The organism is Methylotenera sp. (assembly GCF_030684185.1).
Lineage (GTDB): Bacteria > Pseudomonadota > Gammaproteobacteria > Burkholderiales > Methylophilaceae > Methylotenera.
Genome location: NZ_JAUXOY010000016.1, coordinates 40,323 through 57,455 on the forward strand (window position 1 = coordinate 40,323; position 17,133 = coordinate 57,455).

At 42.8% G+C, this 17,133-nt stretch carries 16 protein-coding genes and 1 other RNA gene; 4 read left to right on the forward strand and 13 right to left on the reverse strand.

All coding sequences use genetic code 11. From position 1 onward, the window contains the following. Positions 1-376: 376 nt before the first annotated feature. The gene (locus tag Q8J82_RS07025) at positions 377-1,837 is read right to left on the reverse strand and encodes a sensor histidine kinase (protein ID WP_305328012.1); all 1,461 of its coding nucleotides are present in this window, start codon (positions 1,835-1,837) and stop codon (positions 377-379) included. 149 nt (positions 1,838-1,986) lie between these two features. After that, positions 1,987-3,897, reverse strand: a complete 1,911-nt coding sequence (locus tag Q8J82_RS07030) for a GGDEF domain-containing protein (protein ID WP_305328013.1) — start codon at positions 3,895-3,897, stop codon at positions 1,987-1,989. A 166-nt stretch (positions 3,898-4,063) separates the two neighbouring features. Here Q8J82_RS07030 and ffs point away from each other — a divergent pair. The 4 genes from ffs to recR all read left to right on the forward strand — a co-directional run bounded on the left by ffs (position 4,064) and on the right by recR (position 6,920). After that, an RNA gene (ffs, locus tag Q8J82_RS07035) (signal recognition particle sRNA small type) lies at positions 4,064-4,160 on the forward strand. A gap of 133 nt (positions 4,161-4,293) precedes the next feature. Next, positions 4,294-5,949, forward strand: coding sequence for a DNA polymerase III subunit gamma/tau (dnaX, locus tag Q8J82_RS07040; RefSeq protein ID WP_305328014.1), 1,656 nt, complete (start codon positions 4,294-4,296; stop codon positions 5,947-5,949). Between the two features lie 53 nt (positions 5,950-6,002). Beyond that, positions 6,003-6,311, forward strand: coding sequence for a YbaB/EbfC family nucleoid-associated protein (locus tag Q8J82_RS07045; protein ID WP_305328015.1), 309 nt, complete (start codon positions 6,003-6,005; stop codon positions 6,309-6,311). Between the two features lie 12 nt (positions 6,312-6,323). Further along, entirely contained in the window at positions 6,324-6,920 is a 597-nt protein-coding gene (recR, locus tag Q8J82_RS07050; RefSeq protein ID WP_305328016.1) for a recombination mediator RecR, read from the forward strand. Between the two features lie 23 nt (positions 6,921-6,943). On the opposite strand, the gene Q8J82_RS07055 is transcribed toward recR, so the two are convergent. From Q8J82_RS07055 to Q8J82_RS07105, 11 genes are all read right to left on the reverse strand, one after another. Beyond that, positions 6,944-7,615, reverse strand: coding sequence for an HAD family hydrolase (locus tag Q8J82_RS07055; RefSeq protein WP_305328017.1), 672 nt, complete (start codon positions 7,613-7,615; stop codon positions 6,944-6,946). After that, the gene (gene ubiG / locus Q8J82_RS07060; RefSeq protein WP_305328018.1) at positions 7,612-8,376 is read right to left on the reverse strand and encodes a bifunctional 2-polyprenyl-6-hydroxyphenol methylase/3-demethylubiquinol 3-O-methyltransferase UbiG; all 765 of its coding nucleotides are present in this window, start codon (positions 8,374-8,376) and stop codon (positions 7,612-7,614) included. Before ubiG ends, Q8J82_RS07055 begins: the two co-directional genes overlap by 4 nt. Beyond that, positions 8,343-9,668, reverse strand: coding sequence for a TRZ/ATZ family hydrolase (locus Q8J82_RS07065; protein ID WP_305328019.1), 1,326 nt, complete (start codon positions 9,666-9,668; stop codon positions 8,343-8,345). Before Q8J82_RS07065 ends, ubiG begins: the two co-directional genes overlap by 34 nt. A 117-nt stretch (positions 9,669-9,785) precedes the next feature. Continuing rightward, on the reverse strand, positions 9,786-10,901 hold the full coding sequence (locus Q8J82_RS07070; RefSeq protein WP_305252348.1) for an OmpA family protein: 1,116 nt from the start codon (positions 10,899-10,901) through the stop codon (positions 9,786-9,788). Positions 10,902-11,058: 157 nt separating this feature from the next. Beyond that, positions 11,059-11,742 (reverse strand): (5-formylfuran-3-yl)methyl phosphate synthase, encoded by a 684-nt coding sequence (locus tag Q8J82_RS07075; RefSeq protein ID WP_305328020.1) that lies wholly within the window; start codon positions 11,740-11,742, stop codon positions 11,059-11,061. A gap of 12 nt (positions 11,743-11,754) precedes the next feature. After that, positions 11,755-12,330 carry a DUF447 domain-containing protein gene (locus Q8J82_RS07080; RefSeq protein WP_305252345.1) on the reverse strand — a complete coding sequence of 192 codons (576 nt, stop codon included), beginning with the start codon at positions 12,328-12,330 and terminating at the stop codon, positions 11,755-11,757. After that, complete coding sequence (locus Q8J82_RS07085; RefSeq protein WP_305326492.1) at positions 12,320-13,786, reverse strand: DUF6513 domain-containing protein; 1,467 nt, start codon at positions 13,784-13,786, stop codon at positions 12,320-12,322. The genes Q8J82_RS07080 and Q8J82_RS07085 overlap by 11 nt, the downstream gene beginning before the upstream one ends. Then, positions 13,773-14,312, reverse strand: a complete 540-nt coding sequence (locus Q8J82_RS07090; protein ID WP_305328021.1) for a flavoprotein — start codon at positions 14,310-14,312, stop codon at positions 13,773-13,775. Before Q8J82_RS07090 ends, Q8J82_RS07085 begins: the two co-directional genes overlap by 14 nt. Positions 14,313-14,318: 6 nt before the next feature. Further along, the gene (locus Q8J82_RS07095) at positions 14,319-15,680 is read right to left on the reverse strand and encodes an adenylosuccinate synthase (RefSeq protein WP_304908190.1); all 1,362 of its coding nucleotides are present in this window, start codon (positions 15,678-15,680) and stop codon (positions 14,319-14,321) included. 80 nt (positions 15,681-15,760) lie between these two features. After that, on the reverse strand, positions 15,761-16,924 hold the full coding sequence (locus Q8J82_RS07100) for an ATP phosphoribosyltransferase regulatory subunit (protein WP_304908189.1): 1,164 nt from the start codon (positions 16,922-16,924) through the stop codon (positions 15,761-15,763). Between the two features lie 21 nt (positions 16,925-16,945). Next, on the reverse strand, positions 16,946-17,131 hold the full coding sequence (locus Q8J82_RS07105; protein WP_304890479.1) for a DUF2065 domain-containing protein: 186 nt from the start codon (positions 17,129-17,131) through the stop codon (positions 16,946-16,948). Positions 17,132-17,133 lie beyond the last annotated feature (2 nt).

The following is a 17,133-nucleotide window of genomic DNA, read 5'->3' on the forward strand; positions in this document are numbered from 1 at the left end:
TGTCAGGAAGAGTCTGACATTGCAATGCCGCTATTAACTATTTACGGGCGTTTAATTTGAATGAAATATCAAATTAGCAGTGTCGGTTTTTAACGGTTTAAAGGCGCTAAAGCTGGATTTGGCAGGCAAGAAGCTACGGCCATGTGCCTTTGCAGCACTTATCAATATTTAAGAAATTAAGTCAGGAGAATCAAGAGCAAAAATTCACCCCGTATTGGTTACATGGCTACGGTGAATTTTAGAAAATCAGCAATTCTGTGGAAATTTCAACGCCATGATGAAGTTTGTCACGACTATGTCGAAATTTGAACTTTTATATAGTTTTATACTGATTTTTTGGATAAGTGCTTAAAACCAGCATGCTGGGCAAAAGTGATTACTCTGCTGGCAGCCTAATGGTAATAACAGTACCTTGCTTAGCTGATTCGGTCACGTTAAACGTGCCATTCAGTGCAGTCACACGCTCACGCATGCCACGCAAGCCAAATGAATTGGTTTTTAGCGTATCGCTTGATTTAATGCCCACACCATTGTCACTAATCGTCAATACAATATCATTGTCATCAGCAATCAAATCAACAGCCACATATGTCGCCTTGGCATGTTTGGCTATGTTCGACATGGACTCCTGAAAAATCCGGAATAGCGTAATTCCCTGATCTGTAGTCACAGGAATTTCAGCCTGATTACAGGTGAATTTACAAGTAAGCCCTAATTGTTTTTCGAACTCCTTAGCCTGCCATTCCAGCGCCGCCACGATGCCTAAATCCAATACATTTGGCCTCAAATCACTGGAAATTCTGTGTACGGCCTCAAAGGTGCTATCCAGAATAGACTCCAGGCCAAGCGCTTGCTCTACTGCAACGTTCTTACCCTCATTAAGTCGTTTAATGATGGAGGATAAGCCCATTTTAATAGCGGTTAAATTGCCGCCCAAATCATCATGTATCTCGCGTGCAATCGCACTGCGTTCCTGCTCTTTAATTTTGTGTATGTGCGCGGTTAATTCTACAAGTTCACGTCGAGATTTTTCAATTTCATGCTTTGCATTTTTGCTTTGCGTGATGTTGGTCATGATGCCTTCCCACTGCACCACGCCATTGTTAAGCATTCTTGGAACAGCACGCAAATCTAGCCATTTGTTATCTTGCCAGCCATCAATCCAAACCTTACCTTCCCAGTTCATTAAACTGAGATTAACGGTAGATTGCTCTAATTTTTTGCGTAACACAGCGCGGTCTCTCGCGCTCATCATCGCATACAGCAAACTTGAATCTAATTTCAGGTCTTCGGCATTTAATCCAAGCAGGGCTTTACATCCATCCGTTAGATAGATGAATTTAATTTCACCATGACTATTCAGTTGAAACTGAAAAACCAAGGCCGGTGCATTGGCGATCATAGTCTGATAACGGGTTTCGTAGTCACTTAGCTTGTTTTTTGCGTCAACATGACTAGCAGCAGCATCGGCTGATGTATTTGTATTGTCATTTTTAATAATCAGCATGAACTCTTGCTGGCCAGATTGTAAAACCATGACCCGTAATTTGTTATGCTTGATATTGCCAATAAGGGTAGTTTGATCCTGCAACAACTCAACAAAGTATGAATGGTGCCGATGGTTTTCAAGGTGGTCTTGTACTGTTTGTTGGTCTACTCCTAAAATGTCTTCCAGACTATGCTCTTTCAGGCCTTTCAGATCGTAACCGGTATCTTTCAGTACACTCTCGCTCACATAGGCGAGTTCCATGGACGATACATCTAAAAGATACACCTCATCCGTTACCCCCAACAGCAGGGCGTCTAATAGTAAAGAGGTGTCAGGCAGTTGAAGCAATTTAGATGACCTTAATTTATATCCATAAATTTTGTATCGCTGAACATTATCAACCAATACTTATTGAAATTCAACTTTCAGTAATGCGCGTTATTTTCCAGCCAAATACTAACAGTTAACACCGTAACGCTATGACATTATTATAAGATTTAGCGCATGCTATTTAAGTCGATTTCGGTCATCACACGGTTTTTACCGGATTTTTTGGCTAGATACATTGCTTGATCAGCCCGATTCAACACTGTCACCTGATCTTCATTCTCTTTAAATACTGAGATTCCGGCACTAAAGGTAATGAGTAAGCGTTCATTATTACCCAGGAAAAACTGTTTGGTTAATGCACGTTGCAGACGAGAAACAGCCCCGATAGCTTCATCAATACTGGTGTCAGGGAGTAATATTACGAACTCTTCGCCTCCAAAACGTGCCGCAATGTCGGTAGGCCTTAAAGTTTGCTGTATCACTTTAGCCAAGTGCTGTAATGCGGTGTCGCCCACATGGTGACCATAAGTATCGTTAAAGAATTTGAAATTATCAATATCCAGCAAAGCGATGCAAAGTTGTGAGCCGCCGCGCTGGGCACGCGCAATTTCTCGCAGCATCGCCTCATCAAGACCGCGACGGTTGAGTACGCCAGTCAATTGATCTATCGAAACTTTTTCGCTCAACTGTGTTAGTTCCGCTTGCAACTTCACTATCTTTTCTTGAGCAGTGCTAACTTCATCAGTCTGCTTGATCATCACCTCGCGAGAACGCACAATGTCGGTTTGCATCGTATGCGTATCTTTCATTAAATTCTCTAGCAAGGCATTAATTAGTGCGATGTCTTCGGTTTCTGCCAGCTGATCAGCGTAACTTTCTACTTTTTCTTGATATGTACCAGTTGAACTGGACATGTGCCCTAGCCTATCCACAAAAGTAGTAATCATGCTTTTAAAGGCATTTTTGGCCTCGATTAAACTGTGCTTCAACATGCCTTGCTTGAAAATCACCTCTTTCAGACTTCTTTCCGCATCCACAATCAACGCTCTGTCTAACGGACCTGAAATGATTGTTTGCACTACTGCAATCTGGCCACGCACCCATTGGTCATCCGCCACCAACTCGCCAATGTTATCAACGAGCAATTTTAGCAATCGCAGTAAATCCTGCTTCATGTCATCTTCATTCGCGCCAATCACCTCTACACGTACTAAAAACGCCCGGAACTGCTTAGTCATTGCCTGCCAGTCTTTTAGCTTGCGCGCCTTTTCTGACAGCGCAAAAATCTGCTCGGCTTCTTCTTTTAAATCCGGGTAGCCATCTAATCTTGGAATTAAGCCATGATTAAGCGATTGCTTTAACATATCCTGCAATGCACGGAACGTTTCCTGAAACTGGTCAGGTTCATAACCAGCGATCACAGAGACTTCTGTCGGTTTTGGAGCAGGCTCAACAAAAACTGGCAAGTCTATGGACGAATCAACACCGGCTTGCTCTACTAATGAATACTGTGAATATTGAGTAGTCACGTTATCCGATACAGATTCGTCAGCTGCCAGCTCAATTGTTTTTGAACTGGCTTCTATCGTTCCATATTGTTTCCAGCTATTCGCCATCGTCTGTATTTTTTGTGCTAAAAGTGGATCATTACCAAAATTAATCAGCACTTTTTCCAATGCCTCTTTTTTTCTTGGCACATCAAGTCCTGCTTGCTTTGCATCCCAGTTTTGCAAAAGCTCCCGAATAGCATCTGGCCACTGCCTCGAAAACGTCACACTGGCATCCATGCCATCATTTAATAGCGCAGGCAAAGCAGACCAATTCCCCTGTTTTAATAGTTTTTCCCAACGATTCAGCCATTTGCTTTGCTCTGCCGTTTCATTTGGCAACTGATTAAGTGCGCCTCTAAAAGCAGTATCAAATGTTTCTTTTACCGGCAAACCGGCAATTTCGTTATAAATGAGCTGATAATTATCAGGCGTAGGAACCACGCGCCGCATCGCCATCTGCTTAAAAGTTTCACGCGCTATGTCCAATGGTGCAAGTTCAGATTTACTAGGTTTGTTGTTATTTGTCATGACGTTGGCAATTTAATTTTCTGTTGCAAAAATTGATATAGCTAACATTTTCCAACTTGTGAGAAAAATCAAAGGCAGGTTAAGTGATGCTTTTATCGCTCTGTTTTAGAAAAATATTCTTATTTGTACTGCAGTTTATCAGTCAAAGTATTGTAAAATTGCATTTGGCGGGCCTCCCCGCATTGTGAAGTAGCCAATCTGGTCAGGTGCGGAAGCAAGCAGCCACAACTATTAAGCAAGTGCCGGGGTAAAGGCTCGCCTCTTTCATTTTGGGCTACCAGATTTTTGAGTTACAAGTAAAGTAAATTGCGACGATGCATATGCCTGATATGTGAGTAGCAATTTTTTTGTGCAACGCAGTATGGCAACAAAATTTGAGTTTTTAGAGGCATCTATATGTCATATCAAGTCCTAGCCCGTAAATGGCGCCCAAAATCTTTTGAAACTCTGGTTGGGCAAGACCATGTGGTTCGCGCACTGACTAATGCGCTCGAACAAAACCGATTACATCATGCCTACTTATTTACTGGCACACGCGGTGTAGGTAAAACCACACTTGCCAGGATTTTAGCTAAATCGCTTAATTGCGAAACTGGCATCACAGCCAAGCCTTGCGGCGTTTGCAATGCTTGCGTTGGAATTGATGATGACCGTTTTATTGATTATCTTGAGATTAACGCTGCCTCAACTCGCGGTATAGATGATGTCAGGTCGTTACTTGAACAAGCTACATATGCGCCCACATTGGGTCGTTTCAAAATTTTCATGCTTGATGAAGTTCACCAACTTACTAAAGAGGCATTTAATGCCTTATTAAAAACTTTGGAAGAACCTCCTTCTCACGTCAAGTTTATTCTTGGCACAACTGACCCACAAAAAGTACCTGTTACCGTGTTATCACGCTGCCTGCAGTTTAATTTGCGCCAAATGGCAGGCACTTCAATTATTTCGCATTTACAAAATATTCTCGGCCAGGAGAATATTCCATACGAGCCAACAGCGCTTCATCTAATATCACGTGCAGCAGCAGGCAGTATGCGTGATGCATTATCGCTCACTGACCAAGCCATCGCTTACGGTGGTCAAACGGTCAATGAGTCAGAAGTTCGCTCAATGCTGGGTGCGATTGATCAAAGTTATTTGTATCAGTTGATTGACGCATTGCTGGCTAATGATGGCGCGGGCATCATCGCCCAGGCAAAGTCTATGGAAGAACGCAGTTTATCGTTTGAGGCCGCTTTAAATGATTTAGCACAGCTGCTGCATCAAATCGCAGTCGCTCAAACCGTGCCGGATAGCGTTGCAGACGACTTGCCTGAACGCACTCTGTTACTAGGCCTGGCACAAAGAATATCACCAGAGACCTTGCAGCTGTATTACCAAATCGCTTTATTAGGCCGTCGTGATATTGGTTTGGCGCCCGATGAATTTGCTGGTTTTACCATGAGTTTATTGCGCATGCTGGCGTTTACGCCTAGTGAAGGTGAAGCAAAAAAGCTGCCGAATAAGCCGCTAGCCCAACCTAATAAGGCACAAGCCGATACTTTAGTGAAACCGCAAATATTGTCTCAACCCATTGAGAAACCTATTGATAAACCCGCAGAGCCTGTACTACAGCAATCAGACAGTTTACAGACTGATGAAATGATTGAAAATGAATCTAATCAATCATTCAATGGCAACTGGCGTGGTTTATTAGACCAGCTCAAATTGGGTTTAGCACGTAATTTGGCACTCAATAGCGCACTGTTAAGCTATGACGAAAACACCATGCGCTTTGCCATACAAGATAAAGACAAAGCCTTGCTTAGCCCCATGTATCAAGACAAATTAAGTTCCGCATTGCAGCAGCATTTTGGCAGAAAAATTCGCCTGGAATTTAGTGTAGAAGGCAGTGCCAACACGCCAGCAAAACAAGTAGCACAAGAAAAAGCACATGCCCAAGCCAATGCAGAAAGCTCAATTGAAGATGATAGCTTTGTACAAGCATTAATCAATGACTTTGGGGCTTCCATCATCCCCAATTCAATTAAACCAATTAAACCAATTTAACAATTTAAACTCTTTAACCATTTAACTTCAACCCATTTAAAAGGAGCAGCAAAATGATGAAAGGTGGCATGGGCAATATGATGAAACAAGCCCAACAAATGCAAGCAAACATGCAGAAAGCACAAGCTGAACTTGCCAATATTGACGTTGAAGGCGTTGCGGCTAACGGCTTAGTAAAAGTCACAATGGCTTGCAACAACGTTGTAAAACGTGTGACTTTAGACGATAGCGTTATGGACGATAAAGAAACGCTTGAGGACTTATTGGTCATCGCATTAAAAGACGCAGCGGCTAAAGCCGAAGCGACATCATCAGCGCGCATGGCAAATTACATGCCTGCTGGCATGAAATTACCATTTTAATTTCAACCGTTAATGAAAAACCCGCCAGCGCTTGAGCAGTTAATCGATAGTCTACGTTGCCTGCCTGGCGTAGGCCCAAAGTCAGCACAGCGCATGGCGTACTATTTATTGCAGCGCGACCGTAAAGGCGCAAGCGCATTAGCCAACGCACTTGATACGGCCTTGCAAGTAGTTGACCATTGCCAACTCTGCAATACCTTTAGCGAGCAACCGATCTGCCCGTTATGCGCTTCAGACAACCGCGATAAAAGCTTGTTATGTGTGGTAGAAATGCCCACAGACTTGCTAATGCTAGAAAATACACACGCTTACAATGGTATGTATTTTGTGCTGATGGGCAGATTATCACCGTTGGACGGTATAGGCCCCAAAGAAATCCATTTAGATAAACTCATTAAGCGCGCACAAGATGGTGTTGTAAGCGAAGTGATTCTGGCGACAAACTACACAGTTGAAGGCGATGCCACCGCACACTATATCAGTGAGCTACTTCGTGTACGCGGCATTAAAACCAGCCGTATAGCACGCGGCATGCCGATGGGCGGTGAGATTGAATATGTCGACAGCGGCACTCTGGCGCAAGCGATGTTAGAACGCAGGAGTGTTTAGCTTTAGTTTTCAATATCTATCTATTATTGAAAACTAGAGATCAACCCCATCACTTCAGATGGGGAGCTTATCAAAACATCTGCACCCCACTCTGCTGGCTTGTCCGAAGCAGCGATATATCCAAATAACGCCACCACAGTTTTCATTCCAGCAGCTTTACCTGCTTGAACATCACGTTCTGCATCACCCACATATAAACACTCACCAGGTAAAGCATCAGCTTCCTGACAAGCCATCAAGAGCGTATCAGGAGCAGGTTTTGGTTGTCGTGCGTCATCGCCACACACTAAGCAGGCAGAGCGCTGATACAAGCTTGTATTACCCATTTTGACGGCTTTGGTTAAATCAACTGAAAAACGCCGTGGCTTGTTAGTAACTATGCCCCACTTAATACTCTGCTCATCAAGTTTTTCGAGCAGGTCAGCGATACCAGGCAAAAAAACTGGGTTGTTAGTAAATACCGATTCATATAAGTCTAAATACTCCAGCTTCATGGCCTCGAAGTTTGAATCAACAGGGCTGATACCAAAACCTAAAGCAAGCAAGCCCCGTGTGCCATGTGACGCTACAGGCCAAATGTCTTCATGTGCCAATGGCAGCTTACCATGGCGCGCCAATTGCATATTGAGCGCCAAGCCCAAGTCATGCGCGGTATCGACTAATGTGCCGTCTAAATCAAACAGGATGACGCTCATACGGGTGATAAAACAGTATGTATCATGTAATTGACTGATACATCATCACCCAAACTATAGTGTTGTGTAATCGGGTTGTAACTCATGCCGCACATGCCAGAAACATTTAAATCTGCAACTCTTGCCCAATTTGCCAGCTCTGATGGCTTGATGAATTTAGCATAATCATGCGTTCCTTTCGGCAACATATTCAGCACGTATTCCGCGCCTATTACCGCAAATAAATAGGATTTTGGATTGCGGTTAATGGTTGAAAAAAACACAGGGCCACCTGGTTTTACCAGCTTTGCACAAGCCATAATAATGGCAGCTGGATCAGGTACATGCTCCAGCATTTCCATGCAAGTCACCACATCAAAGCTTGCGGGTTGCTCAGATGCTAATTGTTCAACAGAGATATATCGATAATCAACTTTGGAACCGCTTTCAAACTGATGTAGCTTAGCCACGTTAAGTGCTTTTTCGCCTAAGTCTATACCTGTCACATCGGCACCCTTAAAGTGCATGGACTCAGACAAAATACCACCGCCACATCCCACATCAAGCACGTGCTTGCCTTTCAGGTTTACCAAACCGTCTATCCAGCTTAATCTTAGTGGGTTTATTTCATGTAATGGCTTAAATTCGCTATTTTTATCCCACCATTTGTGGGCAAGTTCGCCAAATTTTTGCAACTCCAAGTCATCCGCATTTAATCGGACATCTTCATTTAAATGTTTATCTGCTTTCAATGTTTGTACTGCCTTAGTTTCGGTTGCCATGTGTTAATAATATCCTTTAATTCTACAGGTTCGATATTGGCATAGACACCATTGCTATAACGTAATTCACCTGCAACCCAAGTATGCGTCACATGTTCACGACCACAGGTATACACTAAATGTGACACTGGGTCGTAGCAGGGGCTTGTACTCAAGTCGCTTAGCTTGACTGCTGCCAAATCCGCAAGCTTACCAACTTCAATTGAACCAATTTTATGATCTAAAGCCATTGCTTTCGCGGCATTAATCGTAGCCATTTCTAGTGCTTGATGTGCAGGGATTACTGTTGCATCTTCAGCAATTCCTTTTGCCAGCAATGCGCTTAATCTCATCTCAGCAAAAATATCTAATCGGTTATTACTGGCCACACCGTCTGTGCCTAATCCAACGTTTACACCTTTAGCTAACAACTGTGCTATTGGTGCTATTCCGCTCGCCAATTTTAAATTAGAAGAAGGACAATGTGCTACATGACAGCCAAATTCTGCCAACATATCAATTTCACTGTTAAGTAAATGCACGCAATGCGCTGCAACAAAGTTTGGGCCTAACAATCCAAATTCAGCCAGTCTTTGTAAAGGTCTCAAGCCATACTTTGCTTCACTTTGCAAAATCTCATCTCGAGTTTCTTGCAGATGCGTGTGAATACCAAGCCCAAGCTGTTCTGCATAAGTAACTATTGTCTTAAATGTCTGATTTGACACGGTATAAGGCGCGTGCGGCGCAATAGATGATGTAATCAATGGATTATTACGCCAGTTATCATGTGCAGCAAACCCTTTTTGCAAATAATCATCCGCATCACTTGCATACGCAGATGGGAATTCTAACACCACTAAACCAAGATTTGCTCGCATACCAGCTTGATTTACCGCCATCGCCGCTGCTAACGGGTAAAAATACATTTCATTAAAACAGGTAATACCGCCACTTAACATTTCTGCACAAGCCAACAATGTTGCATCCTGCACGTAGCGTTCTGATACAACGGCTCGCTCTGCTGGCCAAATATGCTGCTCTAGCCAAGGCATAAGAGGCAAATCATCTGCCATACCACGCATTAAGCTCATTGCGGCATGGGTATGTAAGTTAATCAAACCCGGGATTAATATGTGCTCAGCAAGCTTTACGATTTCTATCGCTTGGTACTGTTCACTCACTGAGACTGAAGGACAAATGTCAACTATCTTCCCAGATTGAATTACGATGGAATGGTGCTCTAAAAGCACATTTTTAGGGATAACTGGACACAACCAACGTGCCTCGATGACTAAATCAACTTGTTTTTTCATAGCGTTATTATAACGACTAAACCATTAAGCAATAAAATCAATACCTAAAAACGTAGACAAGAAAAAACCCGCGTATGCGGGTTTTTTCACTAGCTAATGCTTCTTAGCTGATTTAACTTAGTTACAGCCAGATTGCTTTGTACCAATTGCGCGAATATCAACGCGACGGTTTGGTTGCAGGCAAGAAATCAGTTTTTTTGTTGTCTTGTTACCAACACACTGAACAACTGGCTCTGACTCACCCTTACCTTCAGCGGTAATCATTGCAGCATCAACACCTTGCGACACTAAGTAGTCTTTAACGATGTTAGCACGGCGCTCTGAAAGTTTTTGGTTGTATGCATCTGAACCGATACGATCAGTATGACCAGTTACAATCACTGCTGTAAGTTCTGGATTTGCTTTAATTTGAGCTACAGCATCATCTAAAACTGGTTTAGCACCTTTTTGCAACTTACCTTCGTTGAAACCAAATAGCTTTTCAGCGCTAACAGTAATCGTAGTCTCACTAGGCTGGCATGCAGGAGCTGGTGCAGGAGCGGCTTCAGCCACTGGCTCTGGAGCAACATATGGTGCAGGCTCTGGAGCAGCAACTGGCGCTTCAGCTACTACAGGCGCAGGTGCTGGAGCACCAAAGCGGAAAACACCACCTAAACTAAGTAAAGTATTACCAATAGTACCTGATTCACTTGCAGTCGCACCATTCACTTCATTAACAAGGTCTAACTTGGCACGAGACCATTGATGACGCAAATCAGCCTGCAAACCAAAGGAGTCGTTGATTAAATACTGTGCACCAAGCCCTACATTTGCCAACCAAGAAGTCTTTTTACCATCTGCGCTAATTCCAGGCGCAGTGTAGTCAATGTTATTTCTTGCAACACCTAAGCCTGCTAACAAAAATGGACGGAAACTATCACGGCTAAACATGTATAAAGCATCTAAGCCCAATGTAGTTTGTTTATAACGACCATCTACACCAGCAATACCAGTATCTTCTTTTGCACGGTTGTAACCTAGACCACCTTGGATATCCCAGCTTTCAGATAATTCTTTACCTAATTTAAGGAATACGCCAGGGCCATTTTTAGCCTCTAAGTCGTTATCTGTGTTCATGTAACTTACACCCGGAACTGCATACCAAGCACCGCGGTACATGTCTTCTGCAGAAGCAGCAAAAGCTGCTAGACCTAAAGTTGTGGCAACTGCCATATTAATAAGATTTTTTTTCATTCGTTTTGACTCCTAAATTAAATTACTTTACTTTATTGGTACATCTAAATACAAAAATATATGAAGCCGATAATACCCACACATAACCGTTAGCGCAATGTTTTATCACCCAAAACTTTGGAATCACGGCGCATTCTGTTGCATTTATACAACAGAATTACAATGTTTTACGTATTGCTTTAATCTTTTCGGCATTAAGGCTTAGCCTACGTTTATTTTCATCACAAACGCCACCTCTGAAACCTATATAGGTAGGGTTAACTTCTTTCACCAGGGCTAAATGTTGCAATTTCAAAGAGCCCGCCAAACCGAACGACAGACCGCTGTTTACTACCACTTTTGCAAGTTCTTTACGTTTTTTTTCTGAGTAAAAATCCAGAAATGTTAGACCGTTTTTATTGAATGTATCCACCATAACGCCTATAAAACCAGCTTGTTTAATAGCCTCAATTAAGTTTGCAGGATAAGTACTTTCAGCAAACAACACTGCAATCAATTTTATGCCGGCTTTTATAGACGCCTGAAGTGCGTCTAAACATGGCTGATAATCATTCGTCTCAAAAAATCCTATTTTAATAAAATCCACTTTTGTCTTACTGAGTTCTGCCACATGACGCGATATTAAATCAGCCTGCATTGGTAAATCGCCTATCGTTGCACTAGTCCTTACTTTAGCGATGTCTTGAGCATTTACATAGGTAACGATGGAATTGATTTGCACAATGGACAATGCGCCTAATGCTCCCTGGTTCGGATCTTTTAGGTCTATGATATCCGCACCATTTTCAATAGCGATTTTTGCCTCTTCAATACTTGTCACACTTATAAGCAGTTGCGTCATCGCCAAGCCTCATTATGCAAAATTTTCACCAGACTGTTCCGCATAAAAATTTTCAATTTTCTCTGTCAACCAGCTCCAAGCTAGCAGTTCGCGCTCGCCAGCTGTTTTGTCGATAGCGATTTTCAAATACGACAATTCAGACAGTACTTTTTCTTTTGGCAACATATGCAAACGGCTTGCAAGTACCGCAAGCTCAATGACTGCGGCTTGCGAACGATTAAAGCCTGAAAACGGGTGATGTTGCTCCTCATGTACAACCTCCATCAGCAACTGTGGTCTCTGAGCATCCTCTATTACTTCAACCAGCTTTAACTCTTTATGCACCAAGGTTTCCAACAACCTAAAACCTAGAATTTTTTGTGTAGGCACTAACGTCCATGCTTGCCGACGGGTTAGTGCGCCAGCAAATACGCGCACATCGTCGGTTAGATTCATCACTGCTTGTTGAGTAGCCAAGATATTATTTAGCGTAGCCGAGGGCTTATACGGCGAAATAACCACCAGGTCATCTTGCAGTTGTATACCAAATGGCGTTACGTGGACATTGCCTGATATATCAATACTGCTAATAATAGTTTCAAAAATCATATTTTATTGGCTTGTCTTTCTTGCCTGTTTTTCTTGCCTGTTTTTCTTTAAGTGAAGCTTCACGATGGGAATTTTTATCGCCAATATCGGTTGTTTGAGTTGGCACACCCCAAGTTAGCTCTTGATCTTGTACATAGCGCTTTTTAAGCTGCCATGCAATTTGCGCACGCGCTAATTCAACGCCAAGATAAAATGCGTGTGAAGCGTCATCATCAACCTTTAAATTTGGATAAAGTGCGAAAGGCTCTAGAGCTTCATACAGACCATCACGATTATAAATGTGCAAACCTTGTTCACTTACCTGAATGCGAAAGCTTGGGTCTTTAATCATTGCAGCGATTTCTTTAATTTCATCTGCTGCATAAGTAAATGGTCGCCTGTCATGCAAGCCCAGCAAACCATTGCTATAACCGCGCGGCAGCCTATCGTCCTGCTTTGCAGCATGCATTATGCGTCTAGCAATATCGGCTTCAGCAATCGCGTTAATAGCATGCGGGCTCACGGAAGTTGCTAATACTGCGTTAATGTTAAGCTCACTAATCATGCCAAACAACAGAGCATTGATGCCAGTGGTATCTGCATCGGTCAACTCGGTTAAATTACCTATACCCATCATAATTTGTATATCAGGATATTTCTTGCGTAATTTTTGATAACGGACAATAGAGTTGGTTAAACCAAAATGAATTGGGTCTAAAATCGCATCAGCAATAAATGCTTTGTTGCGTTTTATGCAAGCTTCAATCGCCCTATAAAGTGAAGGCATACTATGCGGTTTGGCGGGGATTAAAACTGGTGTAGCGGCTACTTCATCAGCAATCCATAAGGTCTTTTCTGTTAGGCTTAACAAATAGTCAGCACCCGCGTGACCTGCAGCCAGCAAATCATCAGCGTTAAGTGAATCTACACTCACCTTAAAATCAAGTGCTTTTAAAGCTTTAACTGCATCTGCTAAATGTAGAAAAGGCACAGCTGGCAGGCAACCTAAATCAATAACGTTGGCGCCTTGCGTTTGGTAGGCTTGTGCTTTTTGAACAATCGCTTCGACGCTCAAATATGGCGCATCAACAATTTCTGCAAAAATTTGTACTTTATATTGGCTTAAATCAGGCGTTACGCCTGCATGGCCAAAATACTGGGGTAAATCTTTTAAATCATCAGGGCCACGTTCTACAGGCACACCATATTTTGCTTCAAGCGCGGTTAAATCGCCTAGGCATAAGCCTGGCACAATCACCTTATTAGCATCACCGGTTTCTTTCAGTCTGCGTGCAATTAGTTCAGGGGTCATCAGTGCAGCTACAGATACGCCAATTTGTTGCACCCGATATTTGAACTGCGGTGTTTTCGGATTACTTTGTGATTTGGTTTGCAATTCGCTCAATACTTTATGCAAGCTTTTTTCAGCTAACTTACCTGTTAAAAAAAGTAAATTTTCAGGATTATTTGAATGCATTTAGGCGAGTGTGAATTGCATCTGCAAGTGCATCTAAATCAGCCACCACCTGTGTCGCCTCAAAGTTGGCTAATTTTGCCACATTATCCAAATCAATTTGGCGTGGATAAACTTTAACGACATTGTCTCGCGGTGCCTCAGACTCAAGCTCCGGACCAGTATCACAGGCAAACACAATGCTAGTCACGCGCGTTTTACCTGCTTGCGCATATAAATTGGTCACTAGGCTATCAGAAAAACCATATGCCATTTTAGCAATGGTATTTGAAGTGGCGGGCGCTATCACAAGTGTGTGATATTTTCCTTCATAAAATAGTTCAACAGGCACGCTACTGGCTGTTTTATCTTGATAAACGCGGTGATTTGTAGCCTCTAACTGAGGCTGAAAACCATATTGCTTGATGATTTCAGCCGCAGCTTTGCTTAAATAAACATCTACATTTTCCAGCATTTTGAGAATGGCCAGCGACTCTCGCAGATAATGACCAGAGCCTGTGATTGCCCAGGCTAAACGCTGATTTTGCATAACATATTAAGCAAAGGGATGTTCAATCACGATAGTTTCATCACGCTCTGGGCCTGTTGAAACAATTGCAATTGGCACGCCACATAGTGCTTCCAAACGTTTTAGGTAATTTTGTGCTGCTTTAGGTAAACCATCCCACGTTTTTACACCAAAGGTATTGTCTGACCAACCTGGCACAGTTTCGTAAATAGGCCTACAGTTAGCTACATCATCTGCACCAATTGGAAGTAAATCTATTTTCTTGCCATCTAGCTCATAACCTGTGCAGATATTAAGTTCTTTAATCCCATCCAACACATCAAGCTTGGTGATACATAACCCTGTAAGACCGTTAATCATGGCTGAACGACGCAACGCGGCGGCATCAAACCAACCGCATCGGCGTTTACGCTTGGTGACTGTGCCAATTTCTTGACCTTTTACAGACATCTGCGTACCAGGTGCGCCTTCAGTATCAATATCCAGTTCGCTTGGGAATGGGCCACCACCCACGCGGGTAGTGTAGGCTTTGGTAATGCCCAACACATAATGCAACATATTGGCGCCAACGCCGGTTCCTGCTGATGCTTGGCCTGCGATACAGTTGCTTGAAGTGACATAAGGATATGTACCGTGATCAATATCCAGAAGTGTGCCTTGAGCGCCTTCAAACAATAAGTTTTCACCACGTGCATTAGCGGCATAAAGGTCAGCAGAAATGTCACTAATCATTGGCTTTAGAGCAATTGCATGCTGCATACTGGCATCATATTGTTGATTAAAATCAACGGCTTTAGCACCCAGATAATTAGTCAGCACAAAATTATGGTAATCCATCACTTCGCGTAACTTGTCTGCAAAACGCTCAGGATAAAATAAATCATAGACTCGTAAAGCACGGCGCGCTACCTTATCTTCATAAGTTGGGCCAATACCTTTACCTGTGGTACCAATTTTTTTATCAGCGCTACGCTTGGCTTCACGCGCTACATCCACAGCTACGTGATGGCTTAAAATAAGTGGACAACCTGAACTCACCTTTAAGCGATTTTTAACTTCCAAGCCGTCTTTTTCAAGTGCAGCGATTTCGCCTAATAAATGTCCAGCATCTAATACTACGCCATTACCGATGTAGCAATTGATACCAGAACGGACTATGCCTGAAGGTACTAGATTAAGCTTGTATACCCGTTGCGCATCGCCCTGCCCCACAACCAAGGTATGCCCTGCATTGTGGCCTCCTTGAAAGCGCACCACGCCCTGTGCATGGTCTGTAAGCCAATCAACAATTTTGCCTTTGCCTTCATCACCCCATTGCGTGCCAATAACGACTACATTTTTAGCGACCTGCTGTTTAGCTACTATAGGATTTACTGCTGAATTTGCCATAACGTTTACTTTATTTTAAGTGTATTTATTTAATTTTGAGAGCTGAGTATCAGTACCTTTAAACTCTAGCACCTTCAATACTAGTGCTTTTCAATCTCCACTACATGCCAACCTGACTTGTAATGTTCCAGCTTTTTATTGCAATTTAGTTCAGTCATGCTGGATTCAACACCCACCAACTCTTGCACGACGATATATCCATCAGCCCTTAAAACATCTATTTTACTGGCTAAAGTTTTATCATCTGATACTGGTGCAAATATTGCCATAGCTGATTTTGCCGGTGGTAACGCAGTTGCTATGCCACGTAAATCTAAGCTAAAGCCAGTCGCTGGACGCGCACGGCCAAATGACTGTCCTACTTCATCATAACGACCGCCTAAAGCCAACGGACCTTTGTAACCTTGTGCATAAGCCGCAAATACGATGCCACTATGGTAGTGATAGCCACGTAACTCACTTAAATCAAAACTGACCGTGACTCCTAAATCATCTAAAGCCGCGCTCACATTTAGTAAGTCGTCCAGCGCATGTTGAACAGCTGGTGTTGCAGGTAACAACTTTACAGCCTTAGCCAATATACTTTTATCGCCGTTAAGTTCAGTTAAATGCAATAAAGCTTCGCGCGTAGATTTATCCAAACCTGTTGCTAAACTTGCTACGGCCGATTGGTCTTTGCTTTGCAATGCTGCGTAAAGCGCTTGTTCAAGCTGAGGATTGATTTGGCAAGACTCTATTAAACTGCCGAATATATTCACATGACTAAAATCAATATGCACTTGGCCTATGCCAATCGCCTGCAAAGCTTTAATCAGCAAACATTGAATTTCAATATCACTGGCAACACCCGCATGACCATATAACTCTGCACCCAACTGTAAGGGCTCACGCGTTTGCGCCAATCCATCAGGTTTTGTGCGTAGCACACTGCCGGCATAACATAAGCGCGTGATACCTTGGTGGTTTAGTAAGTGAGCATCAATACGAGCTGCTTGTGGAGTCATATCTGCGCGCACTCCCATTAAACGCCCAGTCAACTGATCTACTACTTTAAATGTAGCCAAGTCTAAATCGTGTCCTACGCCTGTTATCAAAGACTCCATGTATTCTAACATTGGAGGAATAACATACTGATAACCATGCACTCTGAATAAATCTAACAAAGTGCGTCGTAAAGCTTCAATGCGTGCAGCCTCTGCAGGCAACACGTCTTCAATATATTCCGGGAGTAACCAATTACGCATTTTTTATCATCTTAAAAACCATCATCTGCTTAACCAAATTAACACTAGACCACCAACTACAGACAACAACCCAACTGAACGTAACTGTCCATCTTTGAGTGCTACCATACGTTTAAAGGTTTCACGCCAAGCCTGCGGCAATAATAAAGGTAACAAGCCTTCTAATACCAACATTAAACCCAACGCTGTAATCAGCGTGCTATTCACCG